The sequence below is a fragment of the Neorhizobium sp. R1-B genome (assembly GCF_004368875.1).
GTDB classification, from domain to species: domain Bacteria; phylum Pseudomonadota; class Alphaproteobacteria; order Rhizobiales; family Rhizobiaceae; genus Neorhizobium; species Neorhizobium huautlense.
On sequence record NZ_SOEM01000030.1, the window covers coordinates 1 to 18405 of the forward strand.

Genomic DNA, 18405 nt, shown 5'->3' on the forward strand with positions numbered 1-18405 from the left:
GACGACCTCAACTGCTCCAACCGCCCGGTGCGGACCCGCATGCCGGGTGGTGTGGGAGGGGCGGAGCCAATAGGCTCCCCCCTATCCCGATTGTGATGTTACGGTCGGGAGACCCCGGTGAAAGAGCAATCCGATATTCCGACTGTGTCCCGTCGGATCGTGATCATGGGCAATGGCGGATCCGGCAAGACGTGGCTGGCGCAGCGGCTGGCAAGGCCGCTTGGCCTGCCGCTGTTTCACCTGGACGACGTTCATTGGGAGCCGGGCCGCTACGGGATTGCCCGCGACAGGGCGGCCGTGCATGAGGATATCCGAATGATTGCGGCGGGTGAAGCCTGGCTGATGGAGGGCGTATACGGTTTGTACGTCAATATAGCCTTGCCGAGGACAACGACTCTAATCTGGCTCGATGTGAGCGAAGAGGAATGCGTGGCGAATATCCTGCACCGCGGCATCCAGGGTGGCGAAAGCCAGCAATCATTCGAAGAGCTGGTCAAATGGGTTTCGGAATACCGGGCCAGAAAGAATAACTGGAACGCATTCGACGGCCATCTGAAGCTCTACGAAGGCTTTGCCGGCCCCAAAGTCCGACTGCACAGCCGGGAGCAGATCCTGGGATATGCGGAAAGTTTTCTCAAGGCATAAAAAAGCCGGCGCAGGCGACCGCACCGGCTGTGGTACTTGCAAAACTCGTTCAGTTGCCGAAAGCGGTGCGCAGCAGATTGAGCTGGGCGCGGACGCTGTTTTCGTTGTCCGGGAGGACTGCGGCGTCGGACGCGCGATAGATCTCGCGGTCGAGAAGCGCGATGCGGTTCTGCAGCCGCAGCGAACGTTCCACCAGATCGCGGAAGCCTTCCGGCAGTTCGAGCCAGCCGGGAGCGTTGCGGTCGACGTTGAAGCCGTCCAGGCGCACCTTGCTCTTTTCCGACATCACCTGGTCGCGGCTCATTTCACCATTGTTGACGGCGCGCTGCAGGAGCAGCCAGGAGGCCATCTGCATCAGGCGGGTGGTGAGCCGCATGGATTCCGCGGCGTAGAGAACGGATGCCATGCGCGGCAGAACCTTGGACGCGGCCCGGCCGGTACCGTCGAGATAGCTTGCGGTCTCCTCGACAAGCGCCATGCCTTCCGTGTAGAGCGCCTTGAACTGCGACGACGTTGCGGCGCGGCCGGCGAAACTGACGGTGTTCAATCCCTGTTCGGACATCGAATTCATCCTGCTAACGCAATCACATTCAGGCAATGGCAACGGCGGATAAAAGTTCCCCTGCCGTTCTGTCTGCTTGAAGATGGTACTTATAATGGAAATCCGCAAGCCGTTTCTTAAGGAAAGGTTAATACCCACAGGAAGTGGTAAACGCCGGCACGGTTCCTGAAATGGGACGTATTTCGGGCGGCGAATACAGCATTTCGGAGAGTAGGGCTACGGCTTTTTTATGCAGTCACTCGCGATGCAGAGCGGCGACGGAGGATCTGCAGGAAAAAGAAGAGCCGCGGAAAGGCGGCTCTCAAGGTAAAACAGGGAGAAATCAGACCATTCGCCGAACGGTGAAACTGTCTGAGTCCGGGAGGCCCGAACTGTCTCCATATTCTTTGTTAATGATTAATATGCCGTTAATGCCAGGCGAGAAATACTTCCGATCTTTGCAATATATTTGGCTTTATGACCGGAAGAGACCATCTGCCGCACGGCGTCCGGCTGCCTTTCTTTCTTTCTCGGCCTCCAGGCGAGTGATCTCCTGTCTCAGGAGGCCGATGCGTGAGTCGAGTTCGTCGACGGAGAGCATCGAAAGGTCGGCGCCGATCTCATGCGCCGTCGGCTTCTTCTGGCGATCGTCATCGAGAAAGCTCATGGTGCCTCCTTCTTGAGGGTGCTGTCAGCGCCGGTCTCCGCCTGGGCACGTGGGTCAAGCGACAGGCTTTCCGGCGTGGCAAGCGGCGCCGTCGAGGTGGGCGCGGTCGTATAGGCCTCGCGGTCGCCGCTCGGCACAGCGGCGCGCTGGCGGCTGCGGACGATCGCATAGGCGGTCACCAGAATATGCGCTCCGGCCGTCACCGCAAAGAGGGCATGTGGACCGGCCCAGCTCATGACCGGCCCGCCAAGCGTCGGGCCGATGATCGTGCCGATGCCGAAGAGCAGCAGCAGCCCACCCGAGACCTTCACGAAATCCTCCGGCGCGGCGAAGTCGTTCGCATGGGCGACGGCGATCGGATAAAGCGCGTTGGCCGCTGCACCATAGATCGCCACCAGCACGACGATGCCGTAAACGTCGGTCGGACGGATGACGGCAATTGCCAAGCCGGCAAGCGCTGCCGCTGCCGAAAGACCTGCCAGCACATATCGGCGGTCCATGTTGTCGGACAGACGGCCCGCGGGAAACTGCATGATCGCACCGGCAAAAATGGTGATGCTGACCATGGCGGCGACCGCCCCGTTGTCCAGGCCTGCCCGGGTGCCGAAGACGGCCCCCAGCGTGCCGTAGGCGCCGTTCGCGATGCCGATCAGGAGGATGCCGACACAGGCGATCGGCGACGTCCGGAAGAGGCCCGGAAGATCCAGCCGCGCCCTTTTCAGCGGCTGCGGGGAGGCGGCCTTGGAGAGCGTCGTCGGCAGGGCTGCAACGCAGTAGAGGATACCGCAGACCATGAAGAGCGCCGGCGTCGACACGTCGCCGAACGGCACCATCAGTTGTCCTCCCACCACGCCGAAGAGCGTGATGGAGATGTAGAAGGAAAAGATCGTGCCGCGGCTTTCGGTGGTGGCGCGTTCGTTCAGCCAGCTTTCGATGATCATCGAGGTGCCGGCGGTCGAGAAACCGGTGAAGGCGCGCAGGACCAACCAGGTGTTCTGGTCGACGAGAAGTCCGGTCAGCAGCACGTTCAGGCAGATCAGCGAAAGGAAACCTGAAAAGGCTCGTACATGGCCGATGCGGCGCACGACATTCGGGGCGACGAAACAGCCGATGACGAAGCCGGAAGCCCAGGTGGTGCCGAGCAGGCCCAGCACCTCGTTTGAATACCCCTCCGCCGAACCCCGCACGGGCAGCAAAAGGCCCTGGAGACCGTTGCCGAGAAAGAGGAAAAGCGTACCAAAAAGGAGGGCGAAGACTGGGAGGAGATTTCGTCTCATCGTGGTACTGTCTGCTCTTTTCGCGAATGCGATCGATAATGGAATCGGGGGGCGTGCAAGCATGGTTGCGCGCCGATGAACCGGGCGTTAACGAAGGCGGAAGCGGATTTGCGGATGCCCCCGAATCTGTTGATGGATATCTGTGGTGGAGCGCAAAAATGTCCAGCCTATGGCGGCGGCGGAAACGAAGGCGGGAATGACAAAGGCGATCGCCATCCTGCTGATGCTTGCCATGTTGATCCAGATCATCAAGCCGCTCGGATTGCCCGGTCTGAGGCGCCGGGGTGATTTCTGGAAGCTCGCGGTCTTCGCCTTCGCGATCTGGAGTGCGGCGCTTTTACTGAGAGACTTTACCTGATCAGCAGTCGACCAAGCCGCGCATGACGGATACACATCGGCCGGTGACGCGCACGTCGGTCACGGTGCCGGCGGCCTTCACCACATCGATTTCGATCAGGCTGCGGCGGCCCATTTCAACGCCTTGTTCTATCGTGATGTGCGTCTCTGCCTCGGAACCGGGGGCGCGGGTGACAAGAAAGGCGGAAAGGGCGGCGGAGGCGCTGCCGGTCGCCGGATCTTCCATGATGTCGTCGAGCGGCGCAAACATGCGGGCGCGGATATGCCACGGGTCGTCCACGCTGCGGACATAGAGGAAGAGCGAGAAATCGCCCGTCGATCTGGGATGTCTGGCGGCGGCTTCATGAAATACCGAAACGTTCGGGCGGGCGGCGGCAAGCGTCGCGAGATCTTCGAGTTCGGCTATAGCGAAGGGCAGGCCGACCGAAGCGACAATCGGCGCGTGGTTCGACGTGCGGATCTTGGCGGCATCAATCGAGGCGCAGCCGGCGATCAGTTCCGGAGCGATCTCTTCGGCGAGCTCCAGTGGTTGCGGGGCACGGATCGTGGCCCCGGTCACGGCACCGGCCTCCCGGAGAAGGTTGACCTCGACCAGCCCGGCGATCTCTTCGAAACGAAGCGTATCGGTGACGGGTTTTCCAAAGACGTCTTTTTGGCGACCGAGGACGAAGGCGGTGCCGACATTGGGATGACCTGCGAACGGGATTTCCATCGTCGGTGTGAAGATGCGGACACGGGCGCTGTTTTGAGAATTTTCGGGCGGCAGCACGAAGGTGCTTTCGGCATAACCGAACTCGGTGGCGATCTGCTGCATCTGCCGGTCGGTCAACCCGCGCGCGTCGGGAACCACGGCAAGCGGATTGCCCGCAAAGCGTTCTTCGGTGAAGACATCGACGGTAACAAATTCGGCGGTCGGCATAGCGCCCTCATCTGCAGCAGGGATCCGCCGATCTAAATCCTTCCGGATGGTCCGAACCAGCCAATCTTTTTGATCCTTGCATCACGAAAGGCAATGCGGTCTCTAGGCGAGGCCATGCTCCTTCATTGCCTTCTCTTCGTCGCCGGTGACGTAGGCGAAAATCCTGGCATCACCATCCGCGACGGTGACGAAGTAGAAGTTGGTGAAGCAGATGCGACCGTTCTCGCCCGCCCTGTTGACGTAGACGAATTCCCAGCCCACCTCCGCCAGGGCATGCAGATCATTGAGCGGCGTGACGCGCAGACCGGTCAGCAGCATCTCCTTGCCGCCCACCTCGCGGTAGTGCGCAAACCCTTGCGGAATAACCTCGCGGAACCTCTCGTCATTGGCTCCGCCCATCACACCCTGCGGGGCTGAACCAACGAAATAAGGGGCGAAGAAAGCAGCCACCCTGCCGACGTCCACCGAGGTCGGATCCGCCAGAGCCTCATTACTGACACGGCCGTAGTCGTTGAAAAGCTCACGTACCTTTACTTCCAGTTCCGTCATGGCTTGACCTCCTGACCGCAAGAAAACGTGGTGGCTGCGGTTCGGTTCATCAAGCTTTGCAGATCAGAGCGCAGACAAAAGGCCGCTCCGTTGCCGGAGCGGCCTTTTCCTCCCTTGAAAAAGCGCATGTTTATGCTGCCTTTTCGAGATCTTTCTTCCGGCTGAGATCAGCGACGTGCTCCCCAACCCATTGTTCAGATGGCGTCAGGACTTGTCGATGCTTGCGGCGTAGATCTGATCGATCGTTTCCGCGAGGCTGGCGTTAAACTCCGCGTCGCTCATCGTGACGCGCAGCTTTTCCGTCAGTCCGCGCGAGAAACTCGCGATCATGCCATGGTTATGGCTGAGCTTTTCACAGGCTTCCGCTGTGCTGTAGCCGCCGGAAAGGGCAACGACGCGGATGACCGACTTGTGAGCGATCAGAGGAGCGTAAAAGTCGGCAACCGTCGGGATCGTCAGCTTGAGCATGACGGTTTCGCCTGCGGGAAGCTTGTCCAGCTGCTCGGCGATCTCGTCGCGCAAAATGGCTTCGGCCTGTTCCTTGGTCGGGCTTTTGATCGACACTTCAGGCTCGACGATCGGGACAAGGCCTTGGCCGATGATCCGACGCGCAACCTCGAACTGCTGCCGCACGACGGCCGCGATGCCGGCCTTGTCGGCATGAGCGATCACCGAGCGCATCTTGGTTCCGAAAATTCCCTTTTCGCGGCCGCGGATCAAGAGAGCGTCCAGATCGGGCATCGGCTTCATGGTCTGAACCCCGTTTTCTTCGGCATTCAGGCCCTTGTCGACCTTCAGGAAGGGTACGACGCCGCGCTTTTCCCAGAGATAGGACGGGACAGGCTGACCATCGACGTCGCCGTCCATGGTCCGTTCGAAAAGGATTGCACCGATGACCTTGTCGCCCGTAAAGGCCGGCGCGCTCATGATGCGGACGCGCATGGCGTGCATCAGGCGGAACATCTCTTCGTCACCCTGGTAGTCGGATTCGGACACACCATAAAGGCGCAACGCTCCGGGTGTTGAACCACCGCTTTGGTCCAGCGCCGCAATGAATCCAGGCGCAGAACTCATCTTGTTCAACATCTTGGCGTCCACCATACTAACTCCTGTCCCTAAAGTTGGCGCGAAACGCGCTCATATCTCCCAAAGCTTGGAATTTGCGGATAACAGAAGTTTTTTTAAAGGGAAATGCTCGCCTAACGTACTGAAACGATTGAAATGCTTTCAATCGTTTAAAATATCTAAATTTCTTTAAACGGGTTAACATCGAAGCGCGCCGCCCTATATCGGCGCGCCTCTTGCTTTCATAATGCTCCAATCAGGCCGTCTTGGAAAGGACGGAAACCCCCGGCAGTTCCTTGCCTTCCATCCATTCCAGGAACGCGCCGCCGGCCGTCGAGACATAGGAGAAGTCGTCAGCCACACCGGCATGATTGAGGGCCGCTACCGTATCGCCGCCACCGGCGACCGAGGTGAGCCTGCCGGCCCTGGTTTCGGCGGCGGCATGCTGCGCGGCGGAGACCGTCGCCTTATCGAAGGGTTCGATCTCGAAGGCGCCGAGCGGTCCGTTCCAGACGAGCGTCGCGGCTTTGGAAATCCAGTCGTTCACAGCCGTCACCGACTTCGGCCCGACATCGAGCATCATGGCGTCAGCCGGGATTGCTTCGATGTCCACCACTTCGTTGGCAGCACCGGCCTTGAACTCGCGGGCGACGACGCCGTCGACGGGAAGCACGATCGCGCAATTGGCCGCTTCGGCCGCCTTCATGATTTCCCGTGCGGTTTCTGCAAGGTCATGTTCGCAGAGAGACTTGCCGACACTGATGCCCTTGGCGGCGACAAAGGTGTTGGCCATGCCGCCGCCGATGACCAGCGCATCGACTTTCGTGACCAGGTTCTGGAGGAGATCGATCTTGGTGGAGACTTTTGCGCCGCCGACGATCGCCACCACGGGACGGGCCGGATTGCCGAGGCCCTTTTCCAGCGCCTCAAGCTCTTCCTGCATGGTGCGGCCGGCATAGGCGGGGAGGTGATGGGCCAGGCCTTCGGTGGATGCATGTGCGCGGTGGGCGGCGGAGAAGGCGTCGTTGACGAAGATGTCGCCGTTTTTGGCGAGCGCTTCGGTGAAGCCGGGGTCGTTCTTTTCCTCGCCCTTGTGGAAGCGGGTGTTTTCGAGAAGCAGAATGTCGCCGTTCGCCATCCTGGCGACGGCCTGTTCGGCCTCCGGGCCGATGCAATCGGCGGCAAAGAGGATCTTCTTGCCGAGCACGGCATTGACGGCCGAGACGATCAGCGACAGCGACATCTCGGCGACCGGCTCACCCTTAGGACGGCCGAAATGGGCGAGCAGGATGACTTTGGCGCCCTTGCCGGAAAGTTCCAGGATTGTCGGTGCGACGCGTTCGATCCGGGTCGCATCGGTCACCTTGCCATCGGCGACGGGCACGTTGAGGTCGACGCGCACGAGCACGCGCTTGCCTGCGATATCGGAAAGGTCGTCGAGAGTTTTAAAGGCCGGCATGAGCTGATCCATCTGCTTGGGAAAGTCGCAGCGGACCATACTATGGTTGACCGGTGACGCAAGCGGTTGATCGGCCGGACGTGCATTCCCCGTTAACCGGCGGTCGCCGCCATGGGGCGTCTAGCCCTTTTTCTCCGGCACCGGTCTGCCGCGGTATTTGCGCAGCAGATCGCGAATCCGGTGGGCGATCTCGCGCATGTTGATGAAGATCGGCAGGTTTGTGGCGGGCTCGACCGGCTCCAGCGAAATTCCGATGCTTTTGACATGCTCGTGTTCATCGAGATCGCGGACGATCAGGATGATCGAACCGAAACGGATGCGGTCGGCGTAATCCGCCCGGCCGCCGAGTCGCGAAGTGATAAGGTCGCCGACGGTCATGTTCTGCTCATTGGCGGAGAGCAGGCCCGGGCCATAGGCCGCATCGAGCTCCCTGGCCGGACGGGTCGGTGAGATCGCGAAGGCGCCGAAGAATTCCGCGTCGTCCTCGTCGACCGGCACCTGGCTTGCAAAGATGCGGTCGAGCAGTTTCGAATAGGCCGGCGAGATGAAGAGATAGACCTGGTCGTTCTCCTTCAACCGGCCGGCATATTGGTAACGCATGCTGCGGCCGTCGCGGATGACGAGCGAGGGCATGGCCCAGCGCGGGATGCGCTCGCCGCCCAGGATCGGGCTGTCCTTCATGACGCGGTAGGAGATCAGTTCGTGATGGGCGGTACCCGGCAGGTCGAGCTCGATCTTGTCGACGGCGCCGATACGCGGCGGAATGATGAGGCCGAGCTTCTGGGCGACGGGCTTGATCGTCCAGCCCTGAACCAGGAGAGACACCAGCACGATGATGAATGTGGTATTGAAGAAGATCGAGCCGTTCTCGACGCCGCTCAGGATCGGCATGATGGCGAGCAGAATGGAGACTGCGCCGCGCAGGCCGACCCAGGCGACGAAGCCGGTTTCCTGCTGGGTGAAGTCGTAGGGAAGCAGGCTGAGCCACACCGCGATCGGCCGGGCGACGAAGATCAGGAAAAAGGCAAGGCCGACCGCCGGCAGCAGGATGACCGGGAATTGCGATGGCGTGGCGAGCAGGCCGAGCACCAGGAACATGATGATCTGCGCGAGCCAGGTCAGCCCCTCGTTGAAGCGGACGATCTGCGCCTTGGCAAACATCTTCCGGTTGCCGGAATAGATGCCGGCGACATAAACCGCCAGGAAGCCGCTGCCGCCCATGGCGCCGGTGAAGGAAAAGACCAGCAGCGCCAGCGTCAGCACGAAGATCGGCGCCAGGCCGCGGTCGGAGGTGAAGCGGTTCAGCACCCAGACGATCATCATGCCGCCGAGCAGGCCGAAGAGCACACCAAGGCCCATTTCTTCGATGAACAGCAGCAGAAAATGCGCGTTCAGCCCGGAAAAGCCCTGGCCGGTCGCGACGAGTTCCGCCAGCGCCACCGTCAGGAAGATCGCCATCGGATCGTTGGTGCCGGACTCCACCTCCAGCGTCGAACGCACCTTGTCGCGGATGTTGATGCCGCCGATGCGCAGCAGGAAAAAGACGGCGGCCGCATCCGTGGAGGCGACGATCGCGCCGAGCAGCAGGCCTTCGAGCCATGTGAAGCCGAGAAGCAGGACCGCGCCGATCGAGACGATCCCGGATGTCAGCACGACGCCTGCCGAGGCGAGCGTCAAGGCCGGCGCCGCGGCGATGCGGAACGAATGAACGGGCGTCATGAAGCCGGAATCGAAGAGCACGATCGCCAGAGCAAGCGATCCCAGCATGAAGGTGAAGGAGTAGTTCTCGAACTGGATGCCGAGCCCATCGACACCGGCGGCGAGCCCGATCGCCAGGAAGACAAGCAGCAATGGCGCGCCGAACCGGAAGGCGAGGAGACTCGAAAGGGCGGCCACCAGCACCAGGACCGTGCCGACCAGCAGGATGATGTAGAACGCCTCCACCTATACGGTCCCTTCCTTTACCCCTTGCCCGTCACACGTTCCCCGCCCGCAGCCCCGGAACCGGAACTGTGCCCCGCCGCGAAGCGGCTTCTGAAGAATGAGACAGATCCCGGCTCGACGCCAGGCGAATCGATAGAACACATTGATTAGGCGGGAACAATTCCGGCAAGAGAAGGGCAGGGCGGAAAAAAGACGGATTCGTGCCTTGGTGCCGATGGCTTTTTACTTTTCTGCCCGGCGTCTTGTCCCAAAAACGGGTGCTACTTTTGGGGACGCTGGAGGATCGGAGAGCCCACACGAATGCGGAACCTCAGGTGAGTTTAGTAATGTGGCTCCGCATTCGCGTGGCCTTCGGCGTCTTGTCGAGGCTTCCGGCCTCTACAGGTGATCACCTCGCCTCGCTGCGTGGCTTTGTTCGCGATTTCCTTTCGGGAAACCTCACCACTTGCACGGCTCAACCGAACCTGGCCCGGCGGCCAGGGGGAGGCTTGATAGGGTTCGGGTTGCCCCTTGCCCATGGCTTTCACCTCTTCCACCGTCCCCGCACGTTACGGTTTTGATGAAAGCGCCGGCCCCGCCTGCCCGCGAACGTCTCGCGAAACACTCCGGTGGTGGGAGCGGGAGGATTGTAGGCATGGGTTGGAGGGGTGGGGAAATGGGAGGGTGAAAAAATCTGAGGGAGAGGTGCGGGGCGGGGCTTTGAAGCCTTCGCTACACGCGTCGAAGCCCTGAATAGGTAGTTATCCATCTGACGCCACACGTTAGATTTCACGGCTAAGCAAGCTTTCTCTCTGCGTGAAGTCGCATTATCGCGCCGATGCTCATTTTCAAATCAGTTTTTGCTATCAGCCGTTCGTCATTGACATTTAGGCCGCTAGCAACCTGATCAAAGACAATAAGCGCTGAAGCTAAAGCGATCACTGTCGGAGAGAGTTTTGGAATGGTCATTTCAGTCACGACATGGCCATGGGCAGCGATTGTCCGTAATTCTAGAATGTTTCGAACAAGAACACGCTGTTCGTTGCTGGATATGAGTGGTGATATGGTGGAGAATATCTCCTTCAATCGAGTAGGCAGAGACCTCTGGTTCAATTGCTTAATAAGGCCCGTAATACGTTCGACAGAGACGTTTAGCCCGAGTAGTTCCGCTTCTTTAAACGCAGCGAGTGTGACTTTTTCGATTGCTTCTTCCGAATAGGCGCTTATTCCCCCCTTTGAAATACTCTCAACCGCTGCGCATAAATCAACAATGTCGCTCAGATTATATCGCGTATGCATCGTGGAAATGACGCCATTGAGCAAAACCCGGAAACGGCGCCTGTCAGGCTCGCCTAGCAGCCAAGACTGCATCAAATCTGATAATTTGCTACGCTCATTCCATTCACGGAAAGGAACGTTTGCTGGTCCAAAATTCCATGGGTTTGGCCTATGTGAAACGCCGATCAAGTTGGGGAGGTACAAGCTTGCTGATACGGTACGCCTTGAGGTGCCATTGGCTCGTACCCCAACTTTAGAAGGTTCTAACTCCTCGCTAGCGATCTGGGAAAAGAATCGCTTCCAAGACCACGCAGCATCCAACGCATCGTCCAAATTTACGAGTTTGCTCCAATATATACGCGCATAAAATCGAGTCTGAAGATGCAAGCTATTGCCACCGAATCCTGACGATCCTGCACTCACTATCTCATAGCGAGCGTCATCTACGGTAAAGCTGATTATCTTTTTGGGACCGTGAGATATGTAGACCATATCAGGACTAAAAAAGTCATGCGTCCGCACGTAATCTTGGTATTGATTGATCTTATCGGCAGCCGATCTGATCTGCATAAGCTTGTTGAGGATATTTTTTGGAGCTTTATAAAGAGAATGAGATTCTATAAAGTCGTAGCGGAAGAAATCCCCAAATTTATCAATGCTGAATACGATCGGATTTACTTTATTCTGTTTCGATAAAGCCTCGGCGTCAACGCAGACAATGTTAGGAAATATAGTTTCCGTGATTTTTTCGGAATGTATTTGTGATTTCTGAAATCCCATATTTATGCAGTTATGCAAAAAGATCTTTCTTCCGTTTTCTGCTGTGGTCGAAAAAGAAAAAAAGCCCTGACTGTTACTGTATGACCGCGCAGGCTGATGCGAGGTTATCCGTACCAAAGTATCTTTACCCGAAACCGTGAGGGTTCCGGTAGCGTTTGGGTCACGATGATGACCGTGTAAAAGCGTGCCCGAGAAGTCTTTCGCGATTTCGTCAAAGGTCTGCATATTATACCCAGTTTTCAACCAGTTTGAAATTGTCACCCTCGCCAGTGCTTGCGGCAAGGTCAAACACAGCGTTCACTCGAATGTATTTCAGGCCATATTAAAATTGGTGATGCCGAAAACGGCAACGTCCGCTTGTGGCGCTATGGGTGCTTCACGTCTGCTGCGCACAGTTCCCGACGCATTTTATCGCGGCCATCGCCCTCTCCGCCACCCACAAACAAAAACCCCCTCCCTTGCGGGGAGGGGGCGATATCCTGCCGGTGCCGCCCGAAGGCGGCCACTCTAATCCTTAGATCAGCTTGGCGAATGCCACGGCCGTATCCGACATGCGGTTGGAGAAGCCCCATTCGTTGTCGTACCAGGAGAGGATGCGGACGAAATTGCCTTCGAGCACCTTGGTCTGGTCGATCGCGAAGATCGAGGAATGGCTATCGTGGTTGAAGTCGCGGCTGACGAGCGGTTCGTCGGTGTAGCCGAGGATGCCCTTGAGCTTGCCGTTCGAAGCGGCCTTGATCGCTTCGTTGATTTCGGCGGCCGAGGTCGTCTTCTTGGCGACGAACTTGAAGTCGACGACGGAGACGTTCGGGGTCGGAACGCGGATCGAGGTGCCGTCGAGCTTGCCCTTCAGATGCGGCAGGACGAGTCCGACGGCCTTGGCGGCACCCGTCGAGGTCGGGATCATCGACAGCGCGGCTGCGCGGGCGCGGTAGAGATCCTTGTGCATCGTGTCGAGCGTCGGCTGGTCGCCTGTATAGGAATGGATCGTGGTCATGAAGCCATGATCGATGCCGACGGCGTCGTCGAGGACCTTGACGACCGGAACCAGGCAGTTGGTCGTGCAGGACGCGTTGGAGATGACCAGGTGATCCTTGGTCAGCTGGTCGTGGTTGACACCGTAGACGACGGTCAGGTCGGCGCCGTCGGCAGGCGCCGAGACGATGACGCGCTTGGCGCCGGCCGTCAGGTGGGCGGCGGCCTTGTCGCGGGCGGTGAAGATGCCCGTGCATTCGAGAGCGATGTCGACGCCGAGTTCCTTGTGGGGGAGGGTGGCCGGATCCTTGACGGCGGTGACCTTGATCGGCTTGCCGCCGCCGACGATGATCGTGTCGCCTTCGACCTTCACCTCGGCCGGGAACTTGTTGTGGATCGAATCGTAACGCAGCAGGTGGGCGTTGGTCTCAACCGGGCCGAGATCGTTGATGGCCACGACTTCGATGTCGGTGCGGCCCGATTCCACGATGGCGCGCAGAACGTTGCGGCCGATGCGGCCGAACCCGTTGATGGCAACCTTGACAGTCATTTTACATACTCCCGCTTTTGGCTTGTCTTCGAATGAATGGTTTGGCTCAGGCGAGCTCTTTCTCGGCCGCAGCGACGACCGCTTCGGCGGTGATGCCGAAGTGCTTGTAGAGGTCCTTGGCCGGACCGGAAGCGCCGAAGGACTTCATGCCGATAAAGGTGCCCTTCGGGCCGATGAAATGATCCCAACCTTCGCGCACCGCCGCTTCGACCGCGATCTTGACGGGCGAATTGCCGATGATCGCCTGCTGATAGTCTTCCGACTGGTCCATGAAGAGCTCGACGCAGGGAACCGAAACGACACGGGTGGAGATGCCCTTGCCGTCCAGGATGGCCTGCGCCTTGAGGGCGATTTCCACTTCCGAACCGGACGCGAAGATCGTCACCCTGGCATCGGCCGACGAAACGAGCTCGTAAGCGCCATTGGCGCAGAGGTTCTTCTCTTCGTAGGTCTTGCGGGCCGGCGCCAGGTTCTGGCGGGTCAGCGCCAGGCCCGACGGGCGATGCTTTTCCTTGAGCGCCAGCTGCCAGCACTCGGCGGTTTCGGTCTCGTCGGCCGGGCGGAAGACGAGCAGGTTCGGGATGGCGCGCAGTGCTGCAAGATGTTCGACCGGCTGGTGGGTCGGGCCGTCTTCGCCGACGCCGATCGAGTCATGCGTCCAGACATGCACGACGCGGATGCCCATCAGGGCCGCAAGGCGAACGGAGGGGCGGCAATAATCGGAAAAGATCAGGAAGCCGCCGGAATAGGGGATGAGGCCGCCGTGAAGCGCAATGCCGTTCATCGCCGCGGCGGTCGCATGTTCGCGGATGCCCCAGTGCATGTAGCGGCCGGAGAAGTCGGCGGGCGTGATCGCCTTCATCTGGCTCGTCTTGGTGTTGTTCGACGGCGTCAGGTCGGCGGAGCCGCCGAGCGTTTCCGGAACAAGGCCGTTGATGACTTCGAGCGCGTCTTCGGAGGCCTTGCGGGTCGCGACCGTCGGGTTGTTTTCGGCGATCTTCTTCTTGAAGGCGTCGATGGCGCTGTCGAAACTGCCCGGCAGATCGCCGGCGAAGCGGCGCACGAACTCGGCCTTCTTTTCCGACGGAGTCTGGGCAAGACGGTCTTCCCATTCCTTGCGGGTCTTGGTGGAGCGCAGGCCCGCAAGACGCCAGGCATCGAGCACGTCTGCCGGGACGACGAAGGCTTCCGCTTCCCAGTTGAGCGCCTTGCGGGTGGCGGCGATTTCTTCGGCGCCGAGCGGCGAGCCGTGAACCTTGTGGGTGCCGGCCTTGTTCGGGGCGCCGAAGCCGATGATGGTCTTGGCGGCGATGAAGGTCGGGCGGTCGGACTTCTGCGCGGCTTCGATCGCGGCTGCGATCTGGTCGGTGTCGTGGCCGTCGATCTCGATCGTGTTCCAGTGGGCCGCCTTGAAGCGCATGATCTGGTCGGTGGAGTCCGACAGGCTGACCGGGCCGTCGATGGTGATGTTGTTATTGTCCCAGAAGAGAACGAGCTTGTTGAGCTTCAGGTGGCCGGCGAGCGCAATCGCTTCCTGGCTGATGCCTTCCATCAAGCAGCCGTCGCCGCAGAGCGCGTAGGTGAAGTGGCTCTGCAGGTCGGAGCCGAATTCCAGCTCGAGCTTCTTTTCGGCGATCGCCATGCCGACGGCATTGGCGATGCCCTGGCCGAGCGGGCCGGTGGTGGTTTCGATGCCGGAGGCATGGCCGTATTCCGGATGGCCGGCTGTTTTGGAACCGAGCTGGCGGAACTGCTTGATGTCCTCGATCGTCATGTCCTCGTAGCCCGTCAGGTAGAGGAGCGCGTAGAGCAGCATGGAGCCATGGCCGGCGGAGAGGACGAAACGGTCGCGATCCGGCCACAGCGGGTTCTTCGGATCGAATTTGAGGTAGCGGGTAAAGAGCACGGTCGCGATGTCGGCAGCGCCCATCGGCAGGCCGGGATGGCCGGAATTGGCCTTCTCCACAGCATCCATGGCAAGGAATCGGATCGCATTCGCCATCCGGTTATGTTTGTCGCGAGAGATCATGGCTTATCCGCTTTTTACGGGTGTCGATCACGGTCCCGGTATGGACCGTCTGAGAGCGGGTGATCCTTAGCAGGTGCAACGCGCAAGTCAACAAAAGCGGGGCTTGAACCAAGGCGGAATGGGCAAGTTTCCCGCATACTGCCTCCGCATTGTGCAACGGCATCTTTAAAGCGGGGACATCATCGGCGATCCACAGTTAGGACATGTTCGGGGCGCTTGGATTGATTGACCGCCTCGCGGACGGTGAATAGTCTGCGGAGCTTGTTGGAGAGGTGAACTGTTTCGATTCGGTCCACCTTGCGTATCGACGGAAGGCGTTTCATGCCGGGGGAAAAAACGATCGAAATGGTGATTTCGGAACTCAGGGCTGCCATCGGCGGCCTGGAGAGCGCCGTCGATGCCCGCATCGAGCGCCAGCGGGAAGCCCAGGACGTCGAAGGCGAGGTCCGCCGTGTCCATGCGGATCGTGCGCGCCTTGCCCAGGAGCTCGACCAGTCGCAATTCCGTGCCAACCGCCTTGAAGAGGTCAATCGCGAGGTCTCCCGGCGCCTGGTGACGGCGATGGAAACCATTCGCGCCGTTCTGGATCGCTGACGCCAGAGAACAAAGGGAAGCCCATGGCCCAGGTAACGGTAACGATCGACGGCAAGGCCTATCGCATGGCCTGCGAAGAAGGACAGGAAGACCACCTGACCGATCTCGCCGAGCGTTTCGACCGCTATGTCGGGCATCTGAAGAGCCAGTTCGGCGAAATCGGCGATCTCAGGATCACGGTCATGGCCGGAATCATGATCATGGACGAATTGTCCGAGACGAACCGTCGCATCGCCGCCCTCGAAGCGGAGGTCGCGTCGCTCAAGACGAACAGCGACGGCGTTCTGGAAAATCAGCGCCAAAACGAACAGGTCGTCGTCTCGGCGCTCGGCGAACTCGCCACGCGGCTGGAAAGTCTTACCGCCAAGCTGAACGGACGGGCGCCCGCCTCGGTCAATTGAGATTCGATAAAAAGCTCCGGGACGCCACTGGCGCGGAGTGAAGTCAGGCCTTATATTGCGGCTGCGATCTGCGCCTCTCGACAGGAACCACAATCCCTGGGGCCATACTCGATCCAAAGGGAGCTGTCCCTGACCAGGCCCGTGGGCTTGGTCACACGGTGCCCACCTACGTTTGTAGGCGCCCAGGATCGTAAATCTCCATCGGTTGCCGCGGATCGCACTCTTTCCCAAGCTGTTTTCGGTTTTTCAGGCGCGATACCGAGCCTCTGTTTGAGCGTTCCGGCGGTGCCGATCCCGCTGATTTTGTTCCAGCCATTGCAAAGGGTCGAACCGGACCCTATGATTTCCCGGTGCGAGCGAAGGTGCATAGCTCCGAGAACCGGGCTCCGGTTTTCCGATCTGTGCGCGAGACTTTGCCGATGCGGCGTTCCGGCGCCATCTTCTGGCGAGGCCGTTCTCGAGACGGCTTCTTTGTTTTGCGTGCAGGAATAGTGTCCTAGCTGATGAGCTCCCTTTGTTAACCGAAATCCTCATCGTCATTGCACTCACCGTTCTGAACGGTGTCCTGGCAATGTCGGAACTCGCCGTCGTTTCCTCCCGCCCGGTGCGCCTCAGGGTGATGGCCGAGGCGGGCAATCGCGGAGCGGCGAAGGCGATCGAGCTCGCCGAAGACCCTGGCCGCTTCCTCTCCACGGTCCAGATCGGCATTACCCTTGTCGGCGTGCTGTCGGGTGCGTTTTCCGGCGCCACGCTTGGCGCGCGCTTCACCATCTGGCTGCAAAGCCAAGGATTGACCGAAAATCTTGCCGGCTGGCTCGGGGTTGGCACGGTGGTCGTCGCCATCACCTATCTCTCGCTGATCGTCGGCGAACTGGTGCCGAAGCAGATCGCCTTACGTGCACCGGAAACCGTTGCCGCACGCGTCGCGCCGGCCATGATGCTGCTTTCGAAAGTCGGCGCGCCGCTCGTCTGGTTTCTCGATGTATCCGGCCGCCTGTTGCTGAGCCTGCTCGGCCAGAGGGGCGAATCCAGCGACCGCGTCACCGACGAGGAAATCCGCACAGTGCTTGCGGAAGCCCAGAGCGCCGGCGTGATCGAGACGGAGGAATCCGCCATGATCTCCGGCGTGATGCGGCTTGCGGACCGCACCGCCCGCGGCCTCATGACCCCGCGCCGCGAGGTCGAGGTGATCGATATCGAGGATGACCTCAACGAGATCCGCGCACAGCTGCGCGCCACCCCCCGTTCACGTCTGCCCGTGCGCAACGGCAGTTCCGACGAGATTCTCGGCGTCCTCTTCGTCAAGGACCTTTATGCCTTCATGGCTGGAGACAAACAGTTCGACGTAAAGGCGATCATGCGGGACGCTCCTGTTGTCTCCGACCTCACGGGAGCGCTGGACGTCATCCAGGCGTTGCGGCGGGCGCCCGCGCATATGGTGCTCGTTTATGATGAGTATGGCCATTTCGAAGGTATCATCACCTCCGGCGACATCCTGGAGGCGATAACGGGTGTCTTCCAGGAGGACGAGAAGGAGGAGCCGGCGATCGTTGCGCGCGACGATGGCTCGTTCCTTATTGCCGGTTGGATGCCGGTCGACGAGTTCGCCGACCAGATGGGCCTGCCCATCGGAGACGATCCCGGTTACGAGACCGTTGCCGGTTTCGTGCTCGATGAACTGAAGCACCTGCCGGAACTGGGCGAGAGCTTCACCACCCATGGCTGGACATTCGAGGTGATAGACCTCGACGGCCGTCGCATCGACAAGCTGCTCGTCAGCCGGGCGCTGGAAAAGGCGTGATGTCGAGCGGCCGAGTGAAAGCGCTGCTGCGCAGCGAACGGCTGGCGGCCCGGGATGCCGTACCGCCGGAGGAACGCATCGAAAAAAGCCTTTCGATCGCCTCCCACGGAGCGGCAGCCATCTCTCCGGAGCCTGGCGCCATCGTATCGGGTTTCCTGCCGATCCGATCCGAGGTTGACCTGCGGCCCCTCATGGCGCTTTTGAGGGACAAGGGAGCCAGGCTTTGCGTGCCGGTCATCCTCGACAAACAGACGATCGTGTTCCGCGAACTCGTCAAGGGCGCGGAGCTGGTCGCTGGAACTTTCGGAACCTTCGGGCCGGGCCCGGAGGCGGAAGAACTCGATCCCGACATGATGCTGGTGCCGCTCTCGGCCTTCGATGTGGTTGGTCACCGGATCGGCTACGGCGGCGGTTATTACGATCGGGCCATTCACCGGCTGCAGCAAAAAGGCCTGGACCCGACGCTGATCGGCGTTGCCTTCGACTGCCAGGAAGTGGCATCTGTTCCCGCTGAAACTCACGATATCAGACTTCACGCGATCCTGACGGAGAGCGGCTACCGGCCTTTCGGATAGGCAGGCCAGACAGAGATTGG

The 18405-nt window shown here is 60.0% G+C and carries 17 protein-coding genes and 1 other RNA gene; 7 read left to right on the forward strand and 11 right to left on the reverse strand.

The features are described from left to right. Positions 1-117: 117 nt before the first annotated feature. On the forward strand, positions 118-645 hold the full coding sequence (locus tag EDE05_RS24340; RefSeq protein ID WP_348631309.1) for an AAA family ATPase: 528 nt from the start codon (positions 118-120) through the stop codon (positions 643-645). A 49-nt stretch (positions 646-694) separates the two neighbouring features. Here the strand turns inward: EDE05_RS24340 and EDE05_RS24345 are convergent, their stop codons facing one another. The 3 genes from EDE05_RS24345 to EDE05_RS24355 all read right to left on the reverse strand — a co-directional run bounded on the left by EDE05_RS24345 (position 695) and on the right by EDE05_RS24355 (position 3130). Then, on the reverse strand, positions 695-1207 hold the full coding sequence (locus tag EDE05_RS24345; protein ID WP_105375045.1) for a DUF1465 family protein: 513 nt from the start codon (positions 1205-1207) through the stop codon (positions 695-697). Positions 1208-1661: 454 nt separating this feature from the next. Further along, entirely contained in the window at positions 1662-1853 is a 192-nt protein-coding gene (locus tag EDE05_RS24350) for a DUF1192 domain-containing protein (RefSeq protein WP_105375044.1), read from the reverse strand. Further along, positions 1850-3130: an MFS transporter gene (locus EDE05_RS24355; RefSeq protein ID WP_105375043.1), complete on the reverse strand. Its 1281-nt coding sequence runs from the start codon at positions 3128-3130 to the stop codon at positions 1850-1852. Before EDE05_RS24355 ends, EDE05_RS24350 begins: the two co-directional genes overlap by 4 nt. A gap of 145 nt (positions 3131-3275) precedes the next feature. On the opposite strand from EDE05_RS24355, the gene EDE05_RS24360 reads away from it, so the two are divergent. Then, positions 3276-3488, forward strand: a complete 213-nt coding sequence (locus EDE05_RS24360) for a hypothetical protein (protein ID WP_132409313.1) — start codon at positions 3276-3278, stop codon at positions 3486-3488. Here the strand turns inward: EDE05_RS24360 and EDE05_RS24365 are convergent, their stop codons facing one another. From EDE05_RS24365 to tkt, 8 genes are all read right to left on the reverse strand, one after another. Then, complete coding sequence (locus tag EDE05_RS24365; RefSeq protein ID WP_105375041.1) at positions 3489-4406, reverse strand: PhzF family phenazine biosynthesis protein; 918 nt, start codon at positions 4404-4406, stop codon at positions 3489-3491. Between the two features lie 102 nt (positions 4407-4508). Further along, entirely contained in the window at positions 4509-4955 is a 447-nt protein-coding gene (locus EDE05_RS24370; protein ID WP_105375040.1) for a hypothetical protein, read from the reverse strand. 204 nt (positions 4956-5159) lie between these two features. Continuing rightward, positions 5160-6056 (reverse strand): fructose bisphosphate aldolase, encoded by an 897-nt coding sequence (locus EDE05_RS24375; protein ID WP_105375039.1) that lies wholly within the window; start codon positions 6054-6056, stop codon positions 5160-5162. Positions 6057-6276: 220 nt separating this feature from the next. Next, entirely contained in the window at positions 6277-7479 is a 1203-nt protein-coding gene (locus EDE05_RS24380; protein WP_105375046.1) for a phosphoglycerate kinase, read from the reverse strand. A gap of 120 nt (positions 7480-7599) precedes the next feature. Next, entirely contained in the window at positions 7600-9423 is a 1824-nt protein-coding gene (locus EDE05_RS24385) for a potassium/proton antiporter (RefSeq protein ID WP_105375038.1), read from the reverse strand. Positions 9424-10197: 774 nt separating this feature from the next. Continuing rightward, entirely contained in the window at positions 10198-11685 is a 1488-nt protein-coding gene (locus tag EDE05_RS24390) for a hypothetical protein (RefSeq protein ID WP_132409311.1), read from the reverse strand. A gap of 289 nt (positions 11686-11974) precedes the next feature. Then, positions 11975-12985: a type I glyceraldehyde-3-phosphate dehydrogenase gene (gene gap / locus EDE05_RS24395; protein ID WP_105374753.1), complete on the reverse strand. Its 1011-nt coding sequence runs from the start codon at positions 12983-12985 to the stop codon at positions 11975-11977. Between the two features lie 46 nt (positions 12986-13031). After that, entirely contained in the window at positions 13032-15014 is a 1983-nt protein-coding gene (tkt, locus tag EDE05_RS24400) for a transketolase (protein WP_105374754.1), read from the reverse strand. Between the two features lie 321 nt (positions 15015-15335). Here tkt and EDE05_RS24405 point away from each other — a divergent pair, with 321 nt between their 5' ends. The 5 genes from EDE05_RS24405 to EDE05_RS24425 all read left to right on the forward strand — a co-directional run bounded on the left by EDE05_RS24405 (position 15336) and on the right by EDE05_RS24425 (position 18385). Beyond that, on the forward strand, positions 15336-15608 hold the full coding sequence (locus EDE05_RS24405; RefSeq protein ID WP_112741533.1) for a DUF4164 domain-containing protein: 273 nt from the start codon (positions 15336-15338) through the stop codon (positions 15606-15608). 23 nt (positions 15609-15631) lie between these two features. Further along, positions 15632-16009, forward strand: coding sequence for a cell division protein ZapA (locus EDE05_RS24410; protein WP_132409307.1), 378 nt, complete (start codon positions 15632-15634; stop codon positions 16007-16009). Positions 16010-16071: 62 nt separating this feature from the next. Continuing rightward, a non-coding RNA gene (gene ssrS / locus EDE05_RS24415) (6S RNA) lies at positions 16072-16230 on the forward strand. A 293-nt stretch (positions 16231-16523) separates the two neighbouring features. Continuing rightward, the gene (locus EDE05_RS24420) at positions 16524-17810 is read left to right on the forward strand and encodes a hemolysin family protein (protein WP_105374757.1); all 1287 of its coding nucleotides are present in this window, start codon (positions 16524-16526) and stop codon (positions 17808-17810) included. Further along, positions 17810-18385 carry a 5-formyltetrahydrofolate cyclo-ligase gene (locus EDE05_RS24425; protein WP_105374758.1) on the forward strand — a complete coding sequence of 192 codons (576 nt, stop codon included), beginning with the start codon at positions 17810-17812 and terminating at the stop codon, positions 18383-18385. Before EDE05_RS24420 ends, EDE05_RS24425 begins: the two co-directional genes overlap by 1 nt. Positions 18386-18405 lie beyond the last annotated feature (20 nt).

What these genes read in the sequence shown, in the direction of transcription:
- EDE05_RS24345 (WP_105375045.1), bottom strand. Translation starts at nt 1,207, where the DNA reads ATGTCCGAACAGGGATTGAACACCGTCAGTTTCGCCGGCCGCGCCGCA.
- EDE05_RS24350 (WP_105375044.1), bottom strand. Translation starts at nt 1,853, where the DNA reads ATGAGCTTTCTCGATGACGATCGCCAGAAGAAGCCGACGGCGCATGAG.
- EDE05_RS24355 (WP_105375043.1), bottom strand. Translation starts at nt 3,130, where the DNA reads ATGAGACGAAATCTCCTCCCAGTCTTCGCCCTCCTTTTTGGTACGCTT.
- EDE05_RS24365 (WP_105375041.1), bottom strand. Translation starts at nt 4,406, where the DNA reads ATGCCGACCGCCGAATTTGTTACCGTCGATGTCTTCACCGAAGAACGC.
- EDE05_RS24370 (WP_105375040.1), bottom strand. Translation starts at nt 4,955, where the DNA reads ATGACGGAACTGGAAGTAAAGGTACGTGAGCTTTTCAACGACTACGGC.
- EDE05_RS24375 (WP_105375039.1), bottom strand. Translation starts at nt 6,056, where the DNA reads ATGGTGGACGCCAAGATGTTGAACAAGATGAGTTCTGCGCCTGGATTC.
- EDE05_RS24380 (WP_105375046.1), bottom strand. Translation starts at nt 7,479, where the DNA reads ATGCCGGCCTTTAAAACTCTCGACGACCTTTCCGATATCGCAGGCAAG.
- EDE05_RS24390 (WP_132409311.1), bottom strand. Translation starts at nt 11,685, where the DNA reads ATGCAGACCTTTGACGAAATCGCGAAAGACTTCTCGGGCACGCTTTTA.
- gap (WP_105374753.1), bottom strand. Translation starts at nt 12,985, where the DNA reads ATGACTGTCAAGGTTGCCATCAACGGGTTCGGCCGCATCGGCCGCAAC.
- tkt (WP_105374754.1), bottom strand. Translation starts at nt 15,014, where the DNA reads ATGATCTCTCGCGACAAACATAACCGGATGGCGAATGCGATCCGATTC.
- EDE05_RS24405 (WP_112741533.1), top strand. Translation starts at nt 15,336, where the DNA reads ATGCCGGGGGAAAAAACGATCGAAATGGTGATTTCGGAACTCAGGGCT.
- EDE05_RS24410 (WP_132409307.1), top strand. Translation starts at nt 15,632, where the DNA reads ATGGCCCAGGTAACGGTAACGATCGACGGCAAGGCCTATCGCATGGCC.
- EDE05_RS24425 (WP_105374758.1), top strand. Translation starts at nt 17,810, where the DNA reads ATGTCGAGCGGCCGAGTGAAAGCGCTGCTGCGCAGCGAACGGCTGGCG.